Source organism: Bacillus sp. PS237, from assembly GCF_037963345.1.
GTDB classification, from domain to species: Bacteria; Bacillota; Bacilli; order Bacillales; family Bacillaceae; genus Bacillus; species Bacillus subtilis.
In genome coordinates this window covers 969,572-986,073 of the sequence record NZ_CP150156.1, presented here as the reverse complement: position 1 = coordinate 986,073, position 16,502 = coordinate 969,572, and the positions used below count along the sequence as shown (strand labels likewise).

The window sequence follows — 16,502 nt, the reverse complement described above, 5'->3', positions numbered from 1 at the left end:
GTGGTCTCTCCTCATCTCAGGACCGTTCTTATTAACTTGTAACCATTATACCATAGTATTACTTTATTTAAAAGCCATAGCTGCTTTCACGGCTTTTTGCCAGCCTTTATACAGCTCATTTCGTTTTTCTTCTTCCAATTCAGGCTCAAACCGTTTATCCAGATTCCACTGGTTCGCGATTTCAGAACGGTCCTTCCAGAATCCCACAGCGATACCCGCCAAATAAGCCGCGCCAAGTGCAGTCGTTTCATTAATTTCCGGGCGCTCCACAGGAACATTCAACAGGTCTCCTTGGAACTGCATTAGGAAATTGTTTTTTACAGCTCCTCCGTCTACACGGAGCGTCTTTAATGAAATGTTTGAATCTGCTTCCATTGCGTCAAGCACATCTTTGGTCTGATAAGCCAATGACTCCAGTGTCGCACGGATAAAGTGCTCTTTTGTTGTCCCTCTTGTCAGGCCGAAAACCGAACCGCGCACATCGCTGTCCCAGTAAGGCGTTCCCAGTCCGACAAATGCTGGAACAACATACACGCCGTCAGTTGAATCCACTTTTTCTGCATAAGATTCGCTTAGCGATGAATCCTGGAACATTCTCAAACCGTCTCTAAGCCACTGGATGGCAGAGCCTGCGACAAAAATGCTCCCTTCTAACGCATAGTTCACTTTTCCGTCAATGCCCCAAGCGATTGTTGTCAAAAGCCCATGTTCGGACTTAATTGCTTTTTCCCCGGTATTCATCAGCATGAAACATCCTGTGCCGTAAGTGTTTTTCCCCATGCCTTCTTCAAAGCATGCCTGGCCGAACAATGCGGACTGCTGGTCGCCTGCCGCTCCAGCAATCGGGATATTTTTTCCGAAGAAGTGATAATCAACAGTCTCCGCATACACATGAGAGGACGGCTTCACTTCAGGGAGCATGGATTTCGGTACGCCTAGAATGTCGAGCAGTTCATCGTCCCATTTTAAATCGTAAATATTAAACATCAGTGTTCTTGAGGCATTGGAGTAATCGGTCACATGCGCTTTTCCGCCTGACATTTTCCAAATGAGCCACGTATCAATCGTTCCAAACAGCAGCTCGCCTTTTTCCGCTTTTTCTCTTGCGCCTTCCACATTGTCTAAAATCCACTTCACCTTCGTGCCGGAGAAGTAAGGATCGATTAAAAGCCCTGTTTTTTCTCTGAATTTATCATTATATCCTTTTTCACGAAGTTCCTCACAAATGCCGGACGTCTGTCTGGACTGCCAAACGATTGCATTATAGACAGGACTTCCTGTATCTTTATCCCACACAACCGTCGTCTCGCGCTGGTTCGTGATGCCGATGCCGGCAATTTGAGAAGCGCTGATTCCTGATTCAGAGATGACTGAGGCGATAACCGCGAGGACAGAGCCCCAAATTTCATTGGCATTATGCTCAACCCAGCCAGGATGCGGGAAGTATTGTGTAAATTCCTTTTGAGCAGAGTGGACAATTTTGCCTTCTTTATTAAACAGAATCGCTCTTGAACTTGTCGTCCCCTGATCTAAGGATAAAATGTACGTTTCCATAAGATGTCTCCCCTTTGATTAAATATATTTAGAATTTGATAATGTTTTAGCAGAATGTGATTTCGTATAAACATAGAGTCCTAACAATACCACAACCAATATAACGCTTACAATCCAGAAGCTGCTTGTGATGTGCCCTTTAAATGCAGCGTTGTAAAATACACCGCCGAATGATCCGCCTAAAATCGGGCCGACTACCGGAACCCATGCGTATTTCCAGTTTGATGAGCCCTTCCCCGGAATCGGAAGAAAAGCGTGGGCGATCCGCGGACCTAAGTCACGTGCAGGATTGATAGCATAGCCGGTGGTGCCTCCCAGAGAAATACCGATTGCTACAATGAGGAAACCGACGATTAAAGGATTAAGTCCTTCTGTAAATTGATTTGCACCTATGGCCAAGATTCCAAGTACAAGGACAAATGTCCCAATCACTTCGCTTAAAACGTTTGCAAATGTATGCGGAATGCTGGGCCCTGTTGAGAAAACACCCAGCTTGGCAGCGGGATCATCCGTTGACTTCCAGTGCGGGAGGTAATGCAGATAAATAATCACCGCACCGATGATCGCTCCGATCATTTGCGCCGCAATATAAACCGGAACCTCTTTCCAAGGAAAATCTCCTACAAATGCAAGCGCTATCGTTAGCGCCGGATTCAAATGGGCACCGCTGATGCCGCCAACCGCGTATGCCGCCATGGCAACACCCAATCCCCATCCAAATACAACAACAATCCAGCCAGACTGGAATGAAAGCGATTTCTTTAAATTGACACCTGCACAAACACCTGCACCAAAAATGATAAGCAGCATCGTACCGATGACTTCTCCCCAAAATGCTGTCATAGCACATTCCTCCTAAAGTCACGATTAAAAAGCATGATAGAGAAGAAGAGAATAAAAAAACCACAACAAACCGCTTTACGGGTGCATAAACATTTGCCGTAAAGAGCTGCTGTGGTCTCCGAGTTCTCCATCACAATGTATTAACCTAGTGCAATTGTATCAGTGCATGAAAGCGGTGTCAATCACTTTCCGTCAAAAAGTTTTCATATTTTTTCCACAATTTGGTATTAGATGTTGTGACAGCTACAGCCCCCGCTTTCAATGCCTGCTCTACATCCTCTTCCGTACGGATGAAACCCCCGGCAAAGATGGGAATCCCTGTTTTCTCTTTTATTTCCTGAATGAGTGACGGAACGATGCCGGGAAGCACTTCGATGAAGTCAGGCTTATGCTTGCCGATAAACTCCATGCTTTTCTCCATCGCGCTTGTATCAAGCAAAAACAGGCGCTGAATGGCATAAATTTTCTTCTGCTTCGCTTTGGCAATCACATTCGATCTTGTGGAAATAATCCCAGCGGGCTTGATATCCTGACATATAAATTCCGCACCGTATTCGTCATGCTTAATCCCTTGAATGAGATCGACGTGCACCATCATGTTCTTTCCGTGCTTTTGCGCTTCTTTGATCACGCCCTTCAGCTGGCCGAGATGAATATCAAGAATAACACCGTAAGAGAATGAACTGTTCAAAAACTCATCAAATTGCTTCATATTGCGAATAGCCGGTAAGATCGGCTGGTTGTGAAAACTCATCATGTGCTCCTTTAATAATTCACTTTTATATTATATCGTTTGAAAGCTTTCTTTCACCGTTTTCACGATAAAGGAAAGGTCCTCTTCTGTCAGGCAAAATGGCGGCGCAAGCTGGATGACATTGTTGTAGCCGGCGACTGTATCGCCGTTTTTGCCGATGATCAGCCCTTTTTCTTTGCACGCCGCAACCACTTGGTTTACTTTGGCGGCATCAGCCGGCTCTTTAGTCAATTTGTCTTTGACGAGTTCGATTCCGATCAGCAGCCCTTTTCCTCTAACATCCCCGACTGCCGGGTGTTCTCTCAGAGCTTGAAGCTCACCTAAAAGCTTTGCTCCAAGATCACGGGATCGCTGAATCAGCTGTTCGTCCTCCATAATTTGCAGGTTTTTCAACGCCAAAGCACAGGCAGCCGGGCTTCCGCCGAACGTGTTCACGTGGCGGAAACGGTCATAAGGAGCTTCCCCCTGATACGCTTCGAAAATGTCCCGTTTCACAGCAGTCGCTGACAATGGCAGATACGCGCTTGTGATTCCCTTTGCCATCGTAATGATATCAGGCTTCACACCGTAGTGCATAAACCCGAACGGCTCACCTGTCCGTCCAAACCCGCAGATCACTTCATCGCAAATCAAAAGGGCTCCGTGGCGCCGGCAAATGTCCTCCACCTTCTTCATATATCCGTCCGGCGGCATTAGGATGCCTCCGCCTGTAATGATGGGCTCCATAATGACCCCGGCAATCGTTTCGCTTAATTCCCATGTCATGATGCGGTCGATTTCATTTGCGCTTTCAAGCGTGTCTGCATCATCAGGATTCCGGTATATATCTGGCGGAGCTGCATGCAGGAACCCTTGGCTCAAAGGCTCGTATTTATATTTCCGCTGCGCCTGTCCGGTAGCTGAGAGCGCTCCCAATGTATTGCCGTGGTATGCCCGATATCTTGAGATGAATTTATAACGGCTGTGGTCGCCGTTTTGCAGATGGTACTGGCGGGCAATTTTAAAAGCAGTTTCGTTTGCTTCCGATCCGCTGTTGGAAAAAAAAATAACATAATCGCCGCCAAGCCATTCATTCAGCTTTTCCGCCAGTTGAATTGCGGGTGCGTGACTTTGCGTTAACGGGTAGTAAGGCAGCTCCTTTAGTTGCTCATAGGCAGCCTCCGCAAGCTCCTTTCTGCCGTAACCAATGTTGACGCACCACAAACCGGACATCGCATCCAAATAGCGGCGTCCGTCTGTGTCGGTTACCCAGGCCCCTTCGGCCTTCTGGGCTATCAGGCTGTCCGCTTGATGCGCTCCCTTCATGGCATGCCACACAAATTGCTCATCTTTTTGCTTTAATCCCTGATTTTGCTGAATGTTTTCCATCCCCATCATCTCCATTTCATTAGCGTTCCCTATAATGCCAATTCAATTGAAACAGACCTTCTCTTTATGTGATGTCTTGGTGATGATTTCCCTGCCTTCAATATAAAGCCAGACCGGGTCAGAGTCAATAAACCGCGTAAATAATAAAACATCCCCTTTCTCAAGAAGAAAGAGGATGCAGCTTCCAAAGCAAAACAGGCAAAGTGACAATGCTCAGCATCGTACTGATAAAGGTCGCACTCGAAACAACTTGGACAGCCATTGCAATAGCAATGTGAAGCCTAGCCGTTTTCTGTATGATATAGGAAATGGCGAAAATACAGAAACTCCATAAGGCACATCCACTATACAATTTACTTTTATTTTAAAGAAAGCACCTAAACAATTCCGCTTTTGTTTAAAAAAACCCGCCAATTCAGGCGGGTTTTTTGGGAATTATTTTTTATATTGAATATGATAAATATCACGTCGTCTGTCTTTTAGCTGGCGCACTGTACCGTTTTGGCGCTGTCTTCTGAGAATTTCCAGGTCAACATCGCCGATGACGACCATTTCAATATTCGGGTTTGTTTCGCCGACAATGCCGTCTCGGGCGAATTCAAAATCAGACGGGGCAAAGATGCCTGACTGGGCGTATTGGATATCCATGTTTTCCGTTTGCGGAAGGTTTCCGACCGTTCCAGAGATAACCGTATAAATTTGATTTTCAACCGCTCTAGCCTGCGAACAGTATCTGACACGCAGATAGCCTTGACGGTCTTCTGTACAAAATGGCGTAAAGATGATTTTGGCTCCTTTATCAGCCGCAATCCGGGCAAGCTCAGGAAATTCAATGTCATAACAGATCTGGATCGCGATTTTCCCGCAGTCCGTATCAAACACGCGAACTTGGTCTCCTGCGCTGATCCCCCACCATTTGCGTTCATTCGGCGTAATATGGAGTTTGTATTGCTTCTCGATCGTTCCGTCCCGTCTGAACAGGTAAGCGATATTATAGATCTTGCCTTCCTCTTCGACGAAATGAGATCCGCCGATAATGTTGACGTTATACTTCACAGCCAAGTCAGTAAACAGGCTGATGTAATCTTCTGTATACTCGGTAATTCTCTGCACCGCCAAGCTCGGTGACCGTTCCTCAAGGAAGGACATCAGCTGGGTTGTGAAAATTTCCGGGAACACCGCAAAATCAGATCTTGCGTCGGAAGCAACATCGACATAGTATTCTACTTGATTCGCAAATTCCTCAAAGGAATAAATTTTCTTCATTTCGTATTGGATCACACAAATTCTAACAGGGAACGCCGATTTATAATAGCGTTTTGTCTGCTGCGGTAGATAATCGACATTATTCCATTCCATCAGCGTCGCATACTTGATCGAAGCTGTATCATCCGGGAGATAGTTCGGGTTAATTCGCATAAGGGTAAAGCCGTTCATCAGCTGAAAAGAAAGAACCGGATCGTAAATTTGGTGGCGTGTCACCTGTTCAACATACTCTCTCGCTGTCATTTCCTCTGCATATTTGTGATAGTTTGGAATCCGTCCGCCTATGATGATGCTTTTCAGGTTTAAGCGTCTGGCTAAGTCCTTTCTCGCCTCGTACAAACGGTGGCCGATCTTCATTCGTCTGTATTTCGGGTGCACCATGACTTCAATTCCGTACATATTCAAGCCGTCAGGATTATGGTTGGTGATATAACCGTCATCTGTAATGTCCTGCCACGTATGGCGGTCATCATATTCATCAAAGTTAATCAGGAGACTTGAGCACGAACCGATAATTTCACCTTCGAATTCTGCACAAAACTGTCCTTCCGGAAAATGCTCCAAATGGCTGATTAAATGCTCCCGCTTCCAAGGCTCCATTCCTGGAAAGCAGTCCTTTTGAAGATCGATAATCTTGTCGATGTCTTTCTCTTCGATATTGCGGATAACCATTTTCTTTTCAAACCGGGTCAAATCTAATTTCTCAGACAACCTACTCGCTCCTTTCTAGTTTTGTGAGTTCAGATGATCAAGCAATAGGGCGAGCTCCATCTCCGCCATTGATTCAAGCCTGTGATCATAGTCTTCAAACATCAAGGTACCCGTTACTTTATTCGGGACAATGACACACTTCATGCCTGCACGTTTCGCAGCAATCGAACCATTGACAGAATCCTCAAACGCGAGACATTCCGCTGGCGATACCCCCAGGTTCTTTGCCGCCAATAAATAGAGTTCAGGATTCGGCTTCACCTCTTCCACATCATCCGCCGTTTGAATAACTTCAAAATCATCAAACAGGCCGATTTGCTTCAAATGGCCGGACACCCATTTATAATCAGAGCTGGAGGCAAGGCCTATTTTTAAGCCTAAATCCTTTGCCGCATTCAAATACGCTTCGACACCAGGTCTCGCTTTTTCTGATTCCATGCGTTTGGCAAACCGCTCTCTTCTCAATTGTGTGAGCTCTTCATGGTTCAGCTTTTTCCCGATCTGCTCTTCTAAATATTCAAAAGGCCGGAAACCCGCAGCAGTTCCGATGACCTTTCCCCAGACAGATAGCGGCAGCACTGAGCCGTGCTCTTCAAATATTTCCTGAAGAACCTCATATTCGTGTGTTTCTGTATCTAGAATAAGCCCGTCAAAATCAAAAATTAACGCTTTAATCACTGGGTACAACTCCTTTAGTACGAATTGAGACATATGTATACACTCACTATACCCCGAAACAAGTCTGCTTTCAAAAAGTAAGGTTTTATGTGAAGAAAGAGCCTGCACACTGCAAGCTCTTTCTTATTAATGAATGTTTTGGTGAGAAATGTTTGTCAGCGCTGATCCCGCAGACTCGTTCGACATCTGATTGACTGCCAGGTCTCCAAGCGCAACGATCCCGACTAGATTGTTTTGATCTACAATAGGAAGGCGGCGGATTTGGTGCTGGGCCATCAGCTGCGACGCGTCTTCCAGACTCATATTAGGGTTTCCTGATACGAGTTCTGTTGACATCACTTCTGAAACGGGTGTCTGGCCATCACGGCCCTGAGCTGTAGTTCTTAATGCAATGTCACGGTCAGTCAGCATTCCTTTTAAAACACCTTGCTCTACAACGGGGATCGCCCCGACGTTATGCTGTTTCATTAGAGAAGCCGCTTCCTGAATCGTTTGATTCGGAGAAACGGTTGCCACCTGCGTTGTCATTGTATCTTTAACTGAACTCATTGTCAGCACCCCTTTCAATCATTAGTATGTTCAGACACGAGCCGTTTAAAAAGGGAGTTAGAGGAAAGGTTTTATGATATGATTTCTCTGATACAAAAAGAGCTTTTCTAAAAATAGAAAAGCCCTTGCCGCATGATTATATCAGCCTTCTTTGACCGAAAAAGGCTTTGTTAGTCTTCTTTTGAAAGTCAGAAAAAGCAAACGGAAAATAAATCCCAAAATCATTCAGCATCTTGCTGTTTTTTTCAAAAATCGCCTGATCACTCAAATCAGAGTGCGGCGAAGGCTTGGTCAGGATAATATGTATCATTTGCAGACAAGCCATAATTTGAAATGCTTCTTTTAATGTTCCTTGGTAATAATGGTTATTTAAAGACAGAACGCCTTTCTTTTTAAAGCGCTGAATGTCCAGTTCGGAGAAATAAAGAGGAAATACATCATGGATCAGCTCCATAGACAGCTCCTTGATAAAGCTCTCCTGTTCTGCAGTTGCTGCGTTCACAATTCTCACGTCAATCACCTTTCTTGCCATCGAATATCCTAAGTCTTACTCAAGAATAGCACAGAAAAAAACGCGAAAGCTAAGGTAAGTGTTTCCTATGAGAAACAGCAGCCTTCCGCTTCGAAAAGGAGCCATTTAACATGAACCAAAAAGGCAGAGGGCTTGAGATCCTCATCAATGAAAAACAGGACGGCCAATGGCTGTTTTCCGTACTCAAAACAGCGCTCAAAGCTTCTAAACCAGTGATACAAGACTGGATGTCCCATCAACAGATAAAGGTCAATCACGAATCCGTCTTAAACAATATGATTGTAAAAAAGGGAGACCGCGTGTTCATTGATCTTCAGGAAAGTGAAGCATCTTCGGTCATTCCGGAGTATGGCGAGCTTGATATTTTATTTGAGGACAATCATATGCTCATCATCAATAAACCCGCTGGCATCGCGACGCATCCGAATGAGGATGGGCAAACCGGCACACTGGCTAATTTGATCGCGTATCATTATCAGATAAATGGCGAAACATGTAAGGTGCGCCACGTCCATCGTCTTGATCAGGATACATCTGGCGCTATCGTTTTTGCCAAGCATCGTTTGGCACACGCCATCTTAGACCAGCAGTTAGAGAAAAAGACGCTGAAGCGTACGTATACCGCTATCGCTGAAGGTAAGCTACGGACGAAAAAAGGGACAATTAATTCACCGATCGGCAGAGACCGCTCACACCCGACAAGACGCCGGGTTTCACCAGGCGGGCAAACAGCCGTCACTCATTTCAAGGTAATGGCCAGCAATGCGAAAGAACGGCTGTCGCTCGTTGAATTAGAGCTGGAAACAGGCAGAACACACCAAATCCGTGTTCATCTGGCGAGCCTCGGCCATCCGTTGACAGGAGACTCGCTTTACGGAGGCGGGAGCAAGCTGCTAAACAGGCAGGCACTGCACGCCAATAAAGTACAAGCGGTTCACCCGATAACAGACGAGCTCATAGTTGCTGAAGCCCCTTTCCCTGCTGATATGAAAAACCTTTGCCGCACATATTTTTCATGAAGAAAAGCCGCAGGCACTGCCTCGGCTTTTTAAGTCACTCGTTTTCCATATATAATATAGCGCTTCGGGGCATTTCCGACGTATGAAAACGGATAGCAGGTCGTCAGAATCAGCTCTTCCTTTTCATGCTGGAGCGTGATAATAGATGTGTCATCCTTATCGACAATTTTTGTTTTTACAATTTCATATGTGAATTCTCCATATGACAGGAGAAGACGGAGCTGATCCCCCTTTTCCAGCTCTCCCGTCCGGCGAAACACGGTATCCCGATGCCCTGACAGCACAATTTGTCCGTTTTCATCAGGATAATAGCTGTCCTTGTAATGCCCGACACCTTTTTCTAAATCATCAGCATCGGTGCCCTCCACGATCGGAAGCTCTGCATTGATTTTCGGTATTTCTAAAATGCCGCTCGCTTGGCCGGTCTCAGGCTTAAATGATGCTTTGTTCTTTGCTTGATCTGTGCTATTTTTCGTCCCCGAAGCTTCCTGCGGCTTTTTAGCCGCCAGCTTTGCTTCTTTTAATGTCTGTTCCGTTTTCGTATTCGTATCGATCAATTTAAAGCCTCCATAGCCTGCGATCACTAGGCCGGCAGCAATGATGAATAGTGGAATAACTTTTTTCACGTTCTGGAGGCGCTCCTTTTTCTTCTGACATATAGATAAGTTCCTGACAATGTCACCGCCGCACCGATTACCATAAAGTTATAGTAGCCCGCTGACGTATCCGGAAGCTGATGATCAGACCCGCTTTCCGCAGTCTCGGTTTGTAACGGCAATGTGCTGATGCTATTAGCAGTATCAGCGGTTTTTGTGTTGTTGATTGGTATTTCATTGAATCTCGAAATGGCTGAAGGCGGAAGCTGATGAACCGGTGCTGTTCCCGGAGTTTCTTTTATATCAGGCAAATCTTCACCTGGCCTTGGATCCTCTTTAATCGGATCCTCCGTCCCCGGATCATCTCCAGGCTCTTCCGTTATCGGGTCTTCTGTTACAGGGTCTTCAATATCACTGGCTTCAGCAAGCTTAATTCTTCCCTCTTTTGTATACGCAATTGGCTCATCAAAACTCTTCACGTACTCAACTGTCGCTTCCAAATCCTCAGGCCCTGTCACCGGATTTTTTCCCAGCAGTCCGATTGGCTGATATTTGGCTCCTGTCGCCGTCGCCATAAAGTTGTTGACGGTCAATGTATATGTGGCATCGGGCTGGATCTCGGTGCCATCTGCCATTTTCATATCAACTGCTTTTCCGGTTTCTTTATCCCACGTATACGTAAACCCGCTGATGCTGTAGTCAGGCCCAAAAACCGGCGAGATTTGCGCATTGATAATCTCTCTTAAATCTTTTCCTTTAATCTCAAGCTTCGTTAACACATTTCCAAACGGCTGAATATTGTAAAGATCTCCCCACGTAATTGGACCCTTCTTCAGCGCTTCACGTATGCCGCCGCCATTCATAAGGGCAAAATCCGTTTTCATGGCAGCTCTCATACCATCCGCAATCAGGTTTCCAAGAGGTGTATCGCCGTCATTTGAATACCCCCCTTCCATATCAACAGCGGCTTCGCCGACTACCTCGCTGATAATCGGTTCCGCAATTGTTTCGTATTTCTTTAAAATGGCTGACGCGCTGACATCCGGTTCGATTTTACTTTGATCAACATATACGATTTCCGCGGACTTTTTGACAATGTCTTTTGTCGTTTTATCGATCTCTACATCAACGACACCTATCGCTTTTCCATATTCAAACGCTTGAACAATCAGTTTTCCATTCACTTCACCGTTAACAACCTGATGATTATGCGCGGCAAAAATCACGTCAATTTCAGAATCTGTTTTGTTTGCAAGATCAGCAGACTCACCGGTAATGGCGTTGCCGTTTTGTTCAGCTGACATATGTGCGAGAACCGCGATGGCCTTCACGCCTTTTTTCTTGAGCTCTTCGGCCGCCTTATTCACCGCTGTTGCTTCATCTGTAAACTCGATATTTTTTATTCCTTCAGGCATAACCATGCCAGCTGCCGACTGTGTGACAACTCCGATAAAAGCAACGGGTACGCCCTCCACATTAATGATGTCGTAAGCCGGCAAAAAGGGCTCTCCAGTTGATTTCATTTTACAATTGGCACATACAAGGGGAAAGTTCTGTCCATCATATCCGCTTGTGCCTTTCGGATGATCACCGCCATTTAAGATCCTCAGAAGTTCATCCGTGCCTTCATCAAATTCGTGGTTTCCCACGGTTCCGACATCAAATCCGATGTCCTCCATCAGTTCTACAGTCGGTTCATCCTGAAGAAGAGAGGAAACTGGAGAGCTTCCGCCGATCATATCTCCCGCGTGCACAATCAGCGAGTTTTTCTTTTCAGCCTTTTTTTCTTTTAAATATGCGGCGGCATAATCCATGCGTCCAAACGTGCCGTCTACAGTTCCATTTCCATCAAGATCAAGCTCATATTGCTGATCGATTTTGCCATGCAAATCATTCATGCTGAGAATTCTAAGCGGCACATGTTCTTGAGGTGCCGTTTGCCTTTTTTTATATCCCGCGCTCTCCGCTTCACTTGCTGAGGCGAAGAAAATTCTGTTTTCCACAGCTATCTTCTTCCAGTCAGCTGGCTGCACATATGTTTTATTCGACGAGTCCCCCACATATCTTGTCAGGCCTTTCCCTTGCTCTCTGGCTCTGAATTCAAACGGCATTTCCATGAGGGGATCGTTTTCATTCCAAATTCCTTTTTGATCTTTTTTTGCAGCGGCTACTGCGGCCTGAAATTGCTGATAATCCTCTTCATTGTCAACCGGCCAAATAAAATACGTCGGAGCATAGCCGTTTTTTACAAGCTCTAAGTTCACGTTTGAACCTGATTCGGTTATGACTTGTCCGAGCAATCTGCCATAGCTGTCCTTGGCTTCACTCCCGACCTTGACAGTAATTTTATCACCCGGGGACAGAACCGTTTTTAGATAGTCAGATGCTTTTTTGCCAAATCTTAATTGATTTTCATCTGCGTCATTTTTTGGTGTGTGATATGTTTCGGGTGCATCTACATTTACAAACCGGATTTTTGTCGTTCCAAGCACCGGAGATTTAAGATGAATGGTATCGCCGTCAACTACCCGGTCAACAATCCCTTCATATTCTCCCTCTGCAGACGGAGGTGCGGGCTGCTCTTCAAGCAGCTTCAGGTCAGCCGATTTTCGCGGAAGCAGCTGAAAGGTTTGGTATCTGCTTAACACACCGGTAAATTCATACCATTTGCCCTCATCAAGCTCGTTTATCACCCCTGTTTCATTCATAACCCGGAGCGTCATTGCATGATGGTCGTCATCAATCATTGTTACATTGTAACCGCCGCCGGCAGGAGAACTTGGAATTGAGGAAACAAAAGCGGTTAGTTTCACAAGGCGTCCTTCATACTGATCACCTAGGCTGCCGTTAATAAGTTCATTGATTGTTAAGTGTTTGGGGGCGGGGAGGGATTGATTTGACTGGTTGATTTTGATGCCTGATGAGTTTGGAACGATTTCTTTCAGCCCCTGGTAAGACGTGATTTTCCCTGTCACCGTGACATCCATACCCTCTTTTAATTCGGGAAATTGTTCAGGGGATGGCGAATAAATGTTAATGCCTCCGGTTTCATCTTGCAAAAAGGTCGACAGCTTCCCGCCTCCGATTGCGTTTTGATCAGCTGTAATGATCCCTTTTATCGTTACTTCTTCATTCAGCCTTCCCCGTGCTTCATTTATGGTCACTTGCTGTTCAGCCGGCGGAGTTTTTGTGTCATCGGTTACGTTCATCGACTGAACGTTTTTAAGTCCTGTCGTGTTAAAGTAATTTTCAAGCTTTCCTTGAACCGTTATCTTTTTCCCAAGAAGAAGCGGATTGGTTTGCAGCCCAAATTGGCTTCTGAAGGCGGAGGGGATTTGCACAGGAAGGATGTGTTCGGGCGATGTTTTGTTTTTACGGTCTGCCAGCGCAACATTATAATCATTTGAAAAAGGGCTTGTCAGTTTATAATGCTGCGGGGAAACAGCCTGGCCGACTGCATATCCTTCGACAAGTGCCTGTCCTTCTTTTTGCTGTATTGCCTTCTCAATCGATATAGGCTGTTGCGGTTCAGCTGCCTTTACAGCTTCGAACGTGTACATTACATTTAAGAACATTAATGCCGTGATCAACACAATATGCAGAATACGCCTCATCATATTTCCTCCCTTATACACATAATGACAACGATTTTGTCTGCTTATCATTTCGACAGACAGCATATAATTCCTTTCAGGCTTCTGCATAATACACGGCAGACTGACACAAAATACAGCTGATCTGAAAAAAAAGGAGGAATTCGGTTTGGATCAGTTCAATCAGCAGCAGCAATCCCAAATGAACAAAGGTATTCCTGGCAAACCGCATAAAAACCACGGCGGACATGAAATGTTTGATATGCATGAGGTGCTTTCCGGAACACTTACTGTGCTTGATCAGTTTATGATGCTGAGACAATTCTGTAAGGATCAAGAATTACTAAACATCCTTGATCGTCAACATCAATTCATCACATCTCAATACAATATAACTGCAGAATGCTTCAAAACAGGAAGCGAACCTTCACAAAAAACAGCAACTTATATGATGAAGGAAGACAACCAGACTGTTTACGGCATGCAGCCGTCACAGCCTAAAAAACCTGTTCAATCCATGAATGATATTGATGACAGCATCATCAGCCGACAAATGCTTTGCGCGATTAAAGCACAAGCTTCTATGCTGACGATGGCTTCTCTGGAAATGACAAATCCGGCCGTAAGACGCGTACTGTCTGCGCAAATTCAGGAGTATGTTGAAATGGCATTTGAAATTTTCCTATACCAAAACAAACACGGCTATTACCAGGTTCCTCAGCTTGATGCGCAGGATATGGAACAGCTGCGAAATTCATTCGCCCCTGCCCAAGGACAAATGCCTCCGACACAAGGCGGAATGGGTCAGCAAGGACTTCACTAATAACAAAGGCATTGGATAGATACTATCCAATGCCGCACTGTTTTTTTCAAATTTTTTCTTAAAATCTTTTTCAAATTGATCAAGACTTTCCTTTGTTGCTGATTTAAACCCTTTTTCAAAGTCCCCTTTTTTTGCCGTTTCCTTAATCATTTCTGAAATAATGTCTTTCCCGTATTTGTCCGTCAGCTCATCGATCATATAAAAGCTTTGCAAATAGACATCAGTGTCATATTCGGCTCTAGCTTCCTGCCAGTCTCGATCAGTCTGCAAACGGTCAAAGGGCACGACAGAAAACGTGATCGGATCTATGAGCAATTCATAGTTCGCAATCCACTCGCTTAACCCTTCATGAAACCATAACGGAAACTCATCGGGATCCGTCTCAAGCTCCTTCAATTTCTGGTGAAACGCATGGTGCGAGTATTCATGAATCAACAATCTCTGGTACAAATAAACCGCTACCTCGTCCCCTTCTAACAGTTTCTTTTTCTCTTCAGGCAACAATCCGATCAGCTGCTCCCGTTCAGAATAAAAACCAACTACATCCAATAAACCGGAGTAAGCCTCCATCTGTTTTACATTAGGAAAAAAAATAATGTCAATAGGCTTTTGATTCGAATATCCAATCATAATCTGATTAATACTGACCGCATATTCAAGCGTTTCTTTCGTCAATGGCAGTAAGGACTTTTCCTTAGAAGTGTAATAAATATCGGCCTGTTTGAATGACTCTTTCTTCATGTGCTTCGTCACTTGTTCTTTTGTTATTCCAGATGCCTGACCTGGAAAAGACAGGATATACATCGCGCTTGATACGATGGCTGAGCTTACAGCCAGCATCACAAGGACTCCGCACAGGAATAGAGCGGATGCCGCACGCTTTCCTATGCCATCCCGCAAACGTCTCCCTCCCTGAGCCGGTCCGTCTTGTACCTTTTTATTTTTACTCTATGCAGCCTGAGTTCGCAGTGTGTCATTAACGCAAAGAAAAAGCCGCACAAATTGTGCGGCTTCTTTCATTTATTCAGCGTTAGGGAATACACGCTGTACAGTTTGTGTAAATTCATCAAATAATCCGGCGATTGGGTCACCATTTTGAATACGCTTTCCATATCCTTGCATACGCTCTACAAAATCAGGGTTAGCTGAAACGTAAACATTATCAATGTTTTTGTCAGTAGATCTTACCTTTTTGGCTATTTTTTTCTTCAGATTGTTTTCTACTGCACCTTTATTTCCATTGGTTAAAACGACTGCAACGTAGGCTTGATTTCCAGCCACAATGATATCGGCATGCTTTACTTCTTTTAGGTCTGTTACTTTATCAGCTGCTTCATCAGCAACCTCAAGTTTTCGGTCGTTGTTATTATCGTCATTTACACGATTGTTATTGACATTATCATTAACATTGTTGTCAACGTTATCCCGATTGTTTACATTCCGCATATCGTCATTGGCCGGATTTCGATAATTTACGTTTCTTACATCATTATTATCACGTCTGCCCTCACCTTGGTCGGCTACACCGCAGCCAGTCATAAGCAAAGGGATAAGAAGCACAGACGCAAGGACTTGTTTTTTTCCAAACATGTGAATTCCTCCTTTATCACTTTACTTATAGGTTTTTCTAACTGGCTTTAATTATGCATGCAAATCTGGAGGAAATGCTTTCCCGGGAAATATAACGGTTAATTTGTCTAACGAGGGGGAAAATATGAATACACTGCAAAGGAGGGATCATGTTGTTCAACCAGCGAAGAGGAATCAGCCCCGCAGCATTGATCATAGGATCAACTATGCTTATTACTGCATTATCACCTCAGATCCGCCAAAGAATCAGCGGGTTTATCACAGGACAAATGAACAGACGAAATTCAGAAAATAACACGTTTGATGCTTCTAATGTAGGAAACATGGTCAAACAAGCATTTAGCGGAAGCAGCGGAAGCAGCGGTGATAACCAGGACCGTTCGCAGCATCAAAGCCAGCGGCAAAATGGCCGTCAGCACCAGCACGCTGGACAGCAGCAACCACAGCATCAGCATACACAGTCTCAAACTAGGCAAACTGAGACAGCCGCGAAAAAAAGACAGCCGCATTATGCTGAACCCATTCATTTTGAACAAAACGCAATGAATGTCATGGACGACAACACGATGATGGAAATGCTGGAGGACTTAGAGCCTGGCCGTTAAAAAAACGTGTAATCCTCTTGG

General features: G+C 44.9%; 15 protein-coding genes. 3 read left to right on the top strand and 12 right to left on the bottom strand.

Annotated features, from left to right (window positions below; genetic code table 11):
- Positions 1 to 63: 63 nt before the first annotated feature.
- From glpK to NST22_RS05055, 8 genes are all read right to left on the bottom strand, one after another.
- Positions 64 to 1,554 (bottom strand): glycerol kinase GlpK, encoded by a 1,491-nt coding sequence (gene glpK, locus NST22_RS05090; RefSeq protein ID WP_003233384.1) that lies wholly within the window; start codon positions 1,552 to 1,554, stop codon positions 64 to 66.
- A gap of 18 nt (positions 1,555 to 1,572) precedes the next feature.
- Positions 1,573 to 2,397: a glycerol uptake facilitator protein GlpF gene (gene glpF / locus NST22_RS05085; RefSeq protein WP_003233386.1), complete on the bottom strand. Its 825-nt coding sequence runs from the start codon at positions 2,395 to 2,397 to the stop codon at positions 1,573 to 1,575.
- Positions 2,398 to 2,575: 178 nt separating this feature from the next.
- A complete protein-coding gene (gene glpP / locus NST22_RS05080) occupies positions 2,576 to 3,154 on the bottom strand; it encodes a glycerol uptake operon antiterminator GlpP (protein ID WP_003233388.1) in 579 nt (192 codons plus the stop codon).
- A gap of 27 nt (positions 3,155 to 3,181) precedes the next feature.
- The gene (locus tag NST22_RS05075; protein WP_010886456.1) at positions 3,182 to 4,534 is read right to left on the bottom strand and encodes an aspartate aminotransferase family protein; all 1,353 of its coding nucleotides are present in this window, start codon (positions 4,532 to 4,534) and stop codon (positions 3,182 to 3,184) included.
- A gap of 420 nt (positions 4,535 to 4,954) precedes the next feature.
- Entirely contained in the window at positions 4,955 to 6,496 is a 1,542-nt protein-coding gene (locus NST22_RS05070) for a bifunctional GNAT family N-acetyltransferase/carbon-nitrogen hydrolase family protein (protein WP_003245514.1), read from the bottom strand.
- A 15-nt stretch (positions 6,497 to 6,511) separates the two neighbouring features.
- Positions 6,512 to 7,174, bottom strand: a complete 663-nt coding sequence (locus tag NST22_RS05065; protein WP_003245030.1) for an HAD family hydrolase — start codon at positions 7,172 to 7,174, stop codon at positions 6,512 to 6,514.
- Between the two features lie 126 nt (positions 7,175 to 7,300).
- Positions 7,301 to 7,723: a CBS domain-containing protein gene (locus NST22_RS05060; protein ID WP_003245462.1), complete on the bottom strand. Its 423-nt coding sequence runs from the start codon at positions 7,721 to 7,723 to the stop codon at positions 7,301 to 7,303.
- Positions 7,724 to 7,859: 136 nt separating this feature from the next.
- Entirely contained in the window at positions 7,860 to 8,255 is a 396-nt protein-coding gene (locus NST22_RS05055) for a YhcU family protein (RefSeq protein ID WP_003233401.1), read from the bottom strand.
- A gap of 110 nt (positions 8,256 to 8,365) precedes the next feature.
- Between NST22_RS05055 and NST22_RS05050 the strand changes: the two genes are divergently transcribed.
- Entirely contained in the window at positions 8,366 to 9,274 is a 909-nt protein-coding gene (locus NST22_RS05050) for an RluA family pseudouridine synthase (RefSeq protein WP_003244785.1), read from the top strand.
- Between the two features lie 29 nt (positions 9,275 to 9,303).
- Here NST22_RS05050 and srtA read toward each other — a convergent pair whose 3' ends face one another.
- On the bottom strand, positions 9,304 to 9,900 hold the full coding sequence (gene srtA, locus NST22_RS05045) for a sortase SrtA (RefSeq protein WP_003244666.1): 597 nt from the start codon (positions 9,898 to 9,900) through the stop codon (positions 9,304 to 9,306).
- Positions 9,897 to 13,550 carry an endonuclease YhcR gene (gene yhcR / locus NST22_RS05040; RefSeq protein ID WP_010886455.1) on the bottom strand — a complete coding sequence of 1,218 codons (3,654 nt, stop codon included), beginning with the start codon at positions 13,548 to 13,550 and terminating at the stop codon, positions 9,897 to 9,899. The genes srtA and yhcR overlap by 4 nt, the downstream gene beginning before the upstream one ends.
- 82 nt (positions 13,551 to 13,632) lie before the next feature.
- On the opposite strand from yhcR, the gene NST22_RS05035 reads away from it, so the two are divergent.
- Positions 13,633 to 14,286 carry a spore coat protein gene (locus tag NST22_RS05035; RefSeq protein WP_009966881.1) on the top strand — a complete coding sequence of 218 codons (654 nt, stop codon included), beginning with the start codon at positions 13,633 to 13,635 and terminating at the stop codon, positions 14,284 to 14,286.
- On the opposite strand, the gene NST22_RS05030 is transcribed toward NST22_RS05035, so the two are convergent.
- Complete coding sequence (locus NST22_RS05030) at positions 14,218 to 15,186, bottom strand: hypothetical protein (RefSeq protein WP_339232959.1); 969 nt, start codon at positions 15,184 to 15,186, stop codon at positions 14,218 to 14,220. The genes NST22_RS05035 and NST22_RS05030 overlap by 69 nt on opposite strands.
- Before the next feature lie 120 nt (positions 15,187 to 15,306).
- The gene (locus NST22_RS05025) at positions 15,307 to 15,876 is read right to left on the bottom strand and encodes a YhcN/YlaJ family sporulation lipoprotein (RefSeq protein WP_003245125.1); all 570 of its coding nucleotides are present in this window, start codon (positions 15,874 to 15,876) and stop codon (positions 15,307 to 15,309) included.
- Between the two features lie 149 nt (positions 15,877 to 16,025).
- Here NST22_RS05025 and NST22_RS05020 point away from each other — a divergent pair, with 149 nt between their 5' ends.
- Positions 16,026 to 16,481, top strand: a complete 456-nt coding sequence (locus tag NST22_RS05020) for a hypothetical protein (RefSeq protein ID WP_003245285.1) — start codon at positions 16,026 to 16,028, stop codon at positions 16,479 to 16,481.
- Positions 16,482 to 16,502 lie beyond the last annotated feature (21 nt).

Excerpts from the sequence above, each read along its gene's own strand:
- NST22_RS05055 (WP_003233401.1), bottom strand. The coding sequence starts at position 8,255 with ATGGCAAGAAAGGTGATTGACGTGAGAATTGTGAACGCAGCAACTGCA.
- NST22_RS05025 (WP_003245125.1), bottom strand. The coding sequence starts at position 15,876 with ATGTTTGGAAAAAAACAAGTCCTTGCGTCTGTGCTTCTTATCCCTTTG.
- glpK (WP_003233384.1), bottom strand. The coding sequence starts at position 1,554 with ATGGAAACGTACATTTTATCCTTAGATCAGGGGACGACAAGTTCAAGA.
- glpF (WP_003233386.1), bottom strand. The coding sequence starts at position 2,397 with ATGACAGCATTTTGGGGAGAAGTCATCGGTACGATGCTGCTTATCATT.
- NST22_RS05050 (WP_003244785.1), top strand. The coding sequence starts at position 8,366 with ATGAACCAAAAAGGCAGAGGGCTTGAGATCCTCATCAATGAAAAACAG.
- NST22_RS05060 (WP_003245462.1), bottom strand. The coding sequence starts at position 7,723 with ATGAGTTCAGTTAAAGATACAATGACAACGCAGGTGGCAACCGTTTCT.
- NST22_RS05075 (WP_010886456.1), bottom strand. The coding sequence starts at position 4,534 with ATGGAGATGATGGGGATGGAAAACATTCAGCAAAATCAGGGATTAAAG.
- glpP (WP_003233388.1), bottom strand. The coding sequence starts at position 3,154 with ATGATGAGTTTTCACAACCAGCCGATCTTACCGGCTATTCGCAATATG.
- NST22_RS05020 (WP_003245285.1), top strand. The coding sequence starts at position 16,026 with ATGTTGTTCAACCAGCGAAGAGGAATCAGCCCCGCAGCATTGATCATA.
- yhcR (WP_010886455.1), bottom strand. The coding sequence starts at position 13,550 with ATGCTGTCTGTCGAAATGATAAGCAGACAAAATCGTTGTCATTATGTG.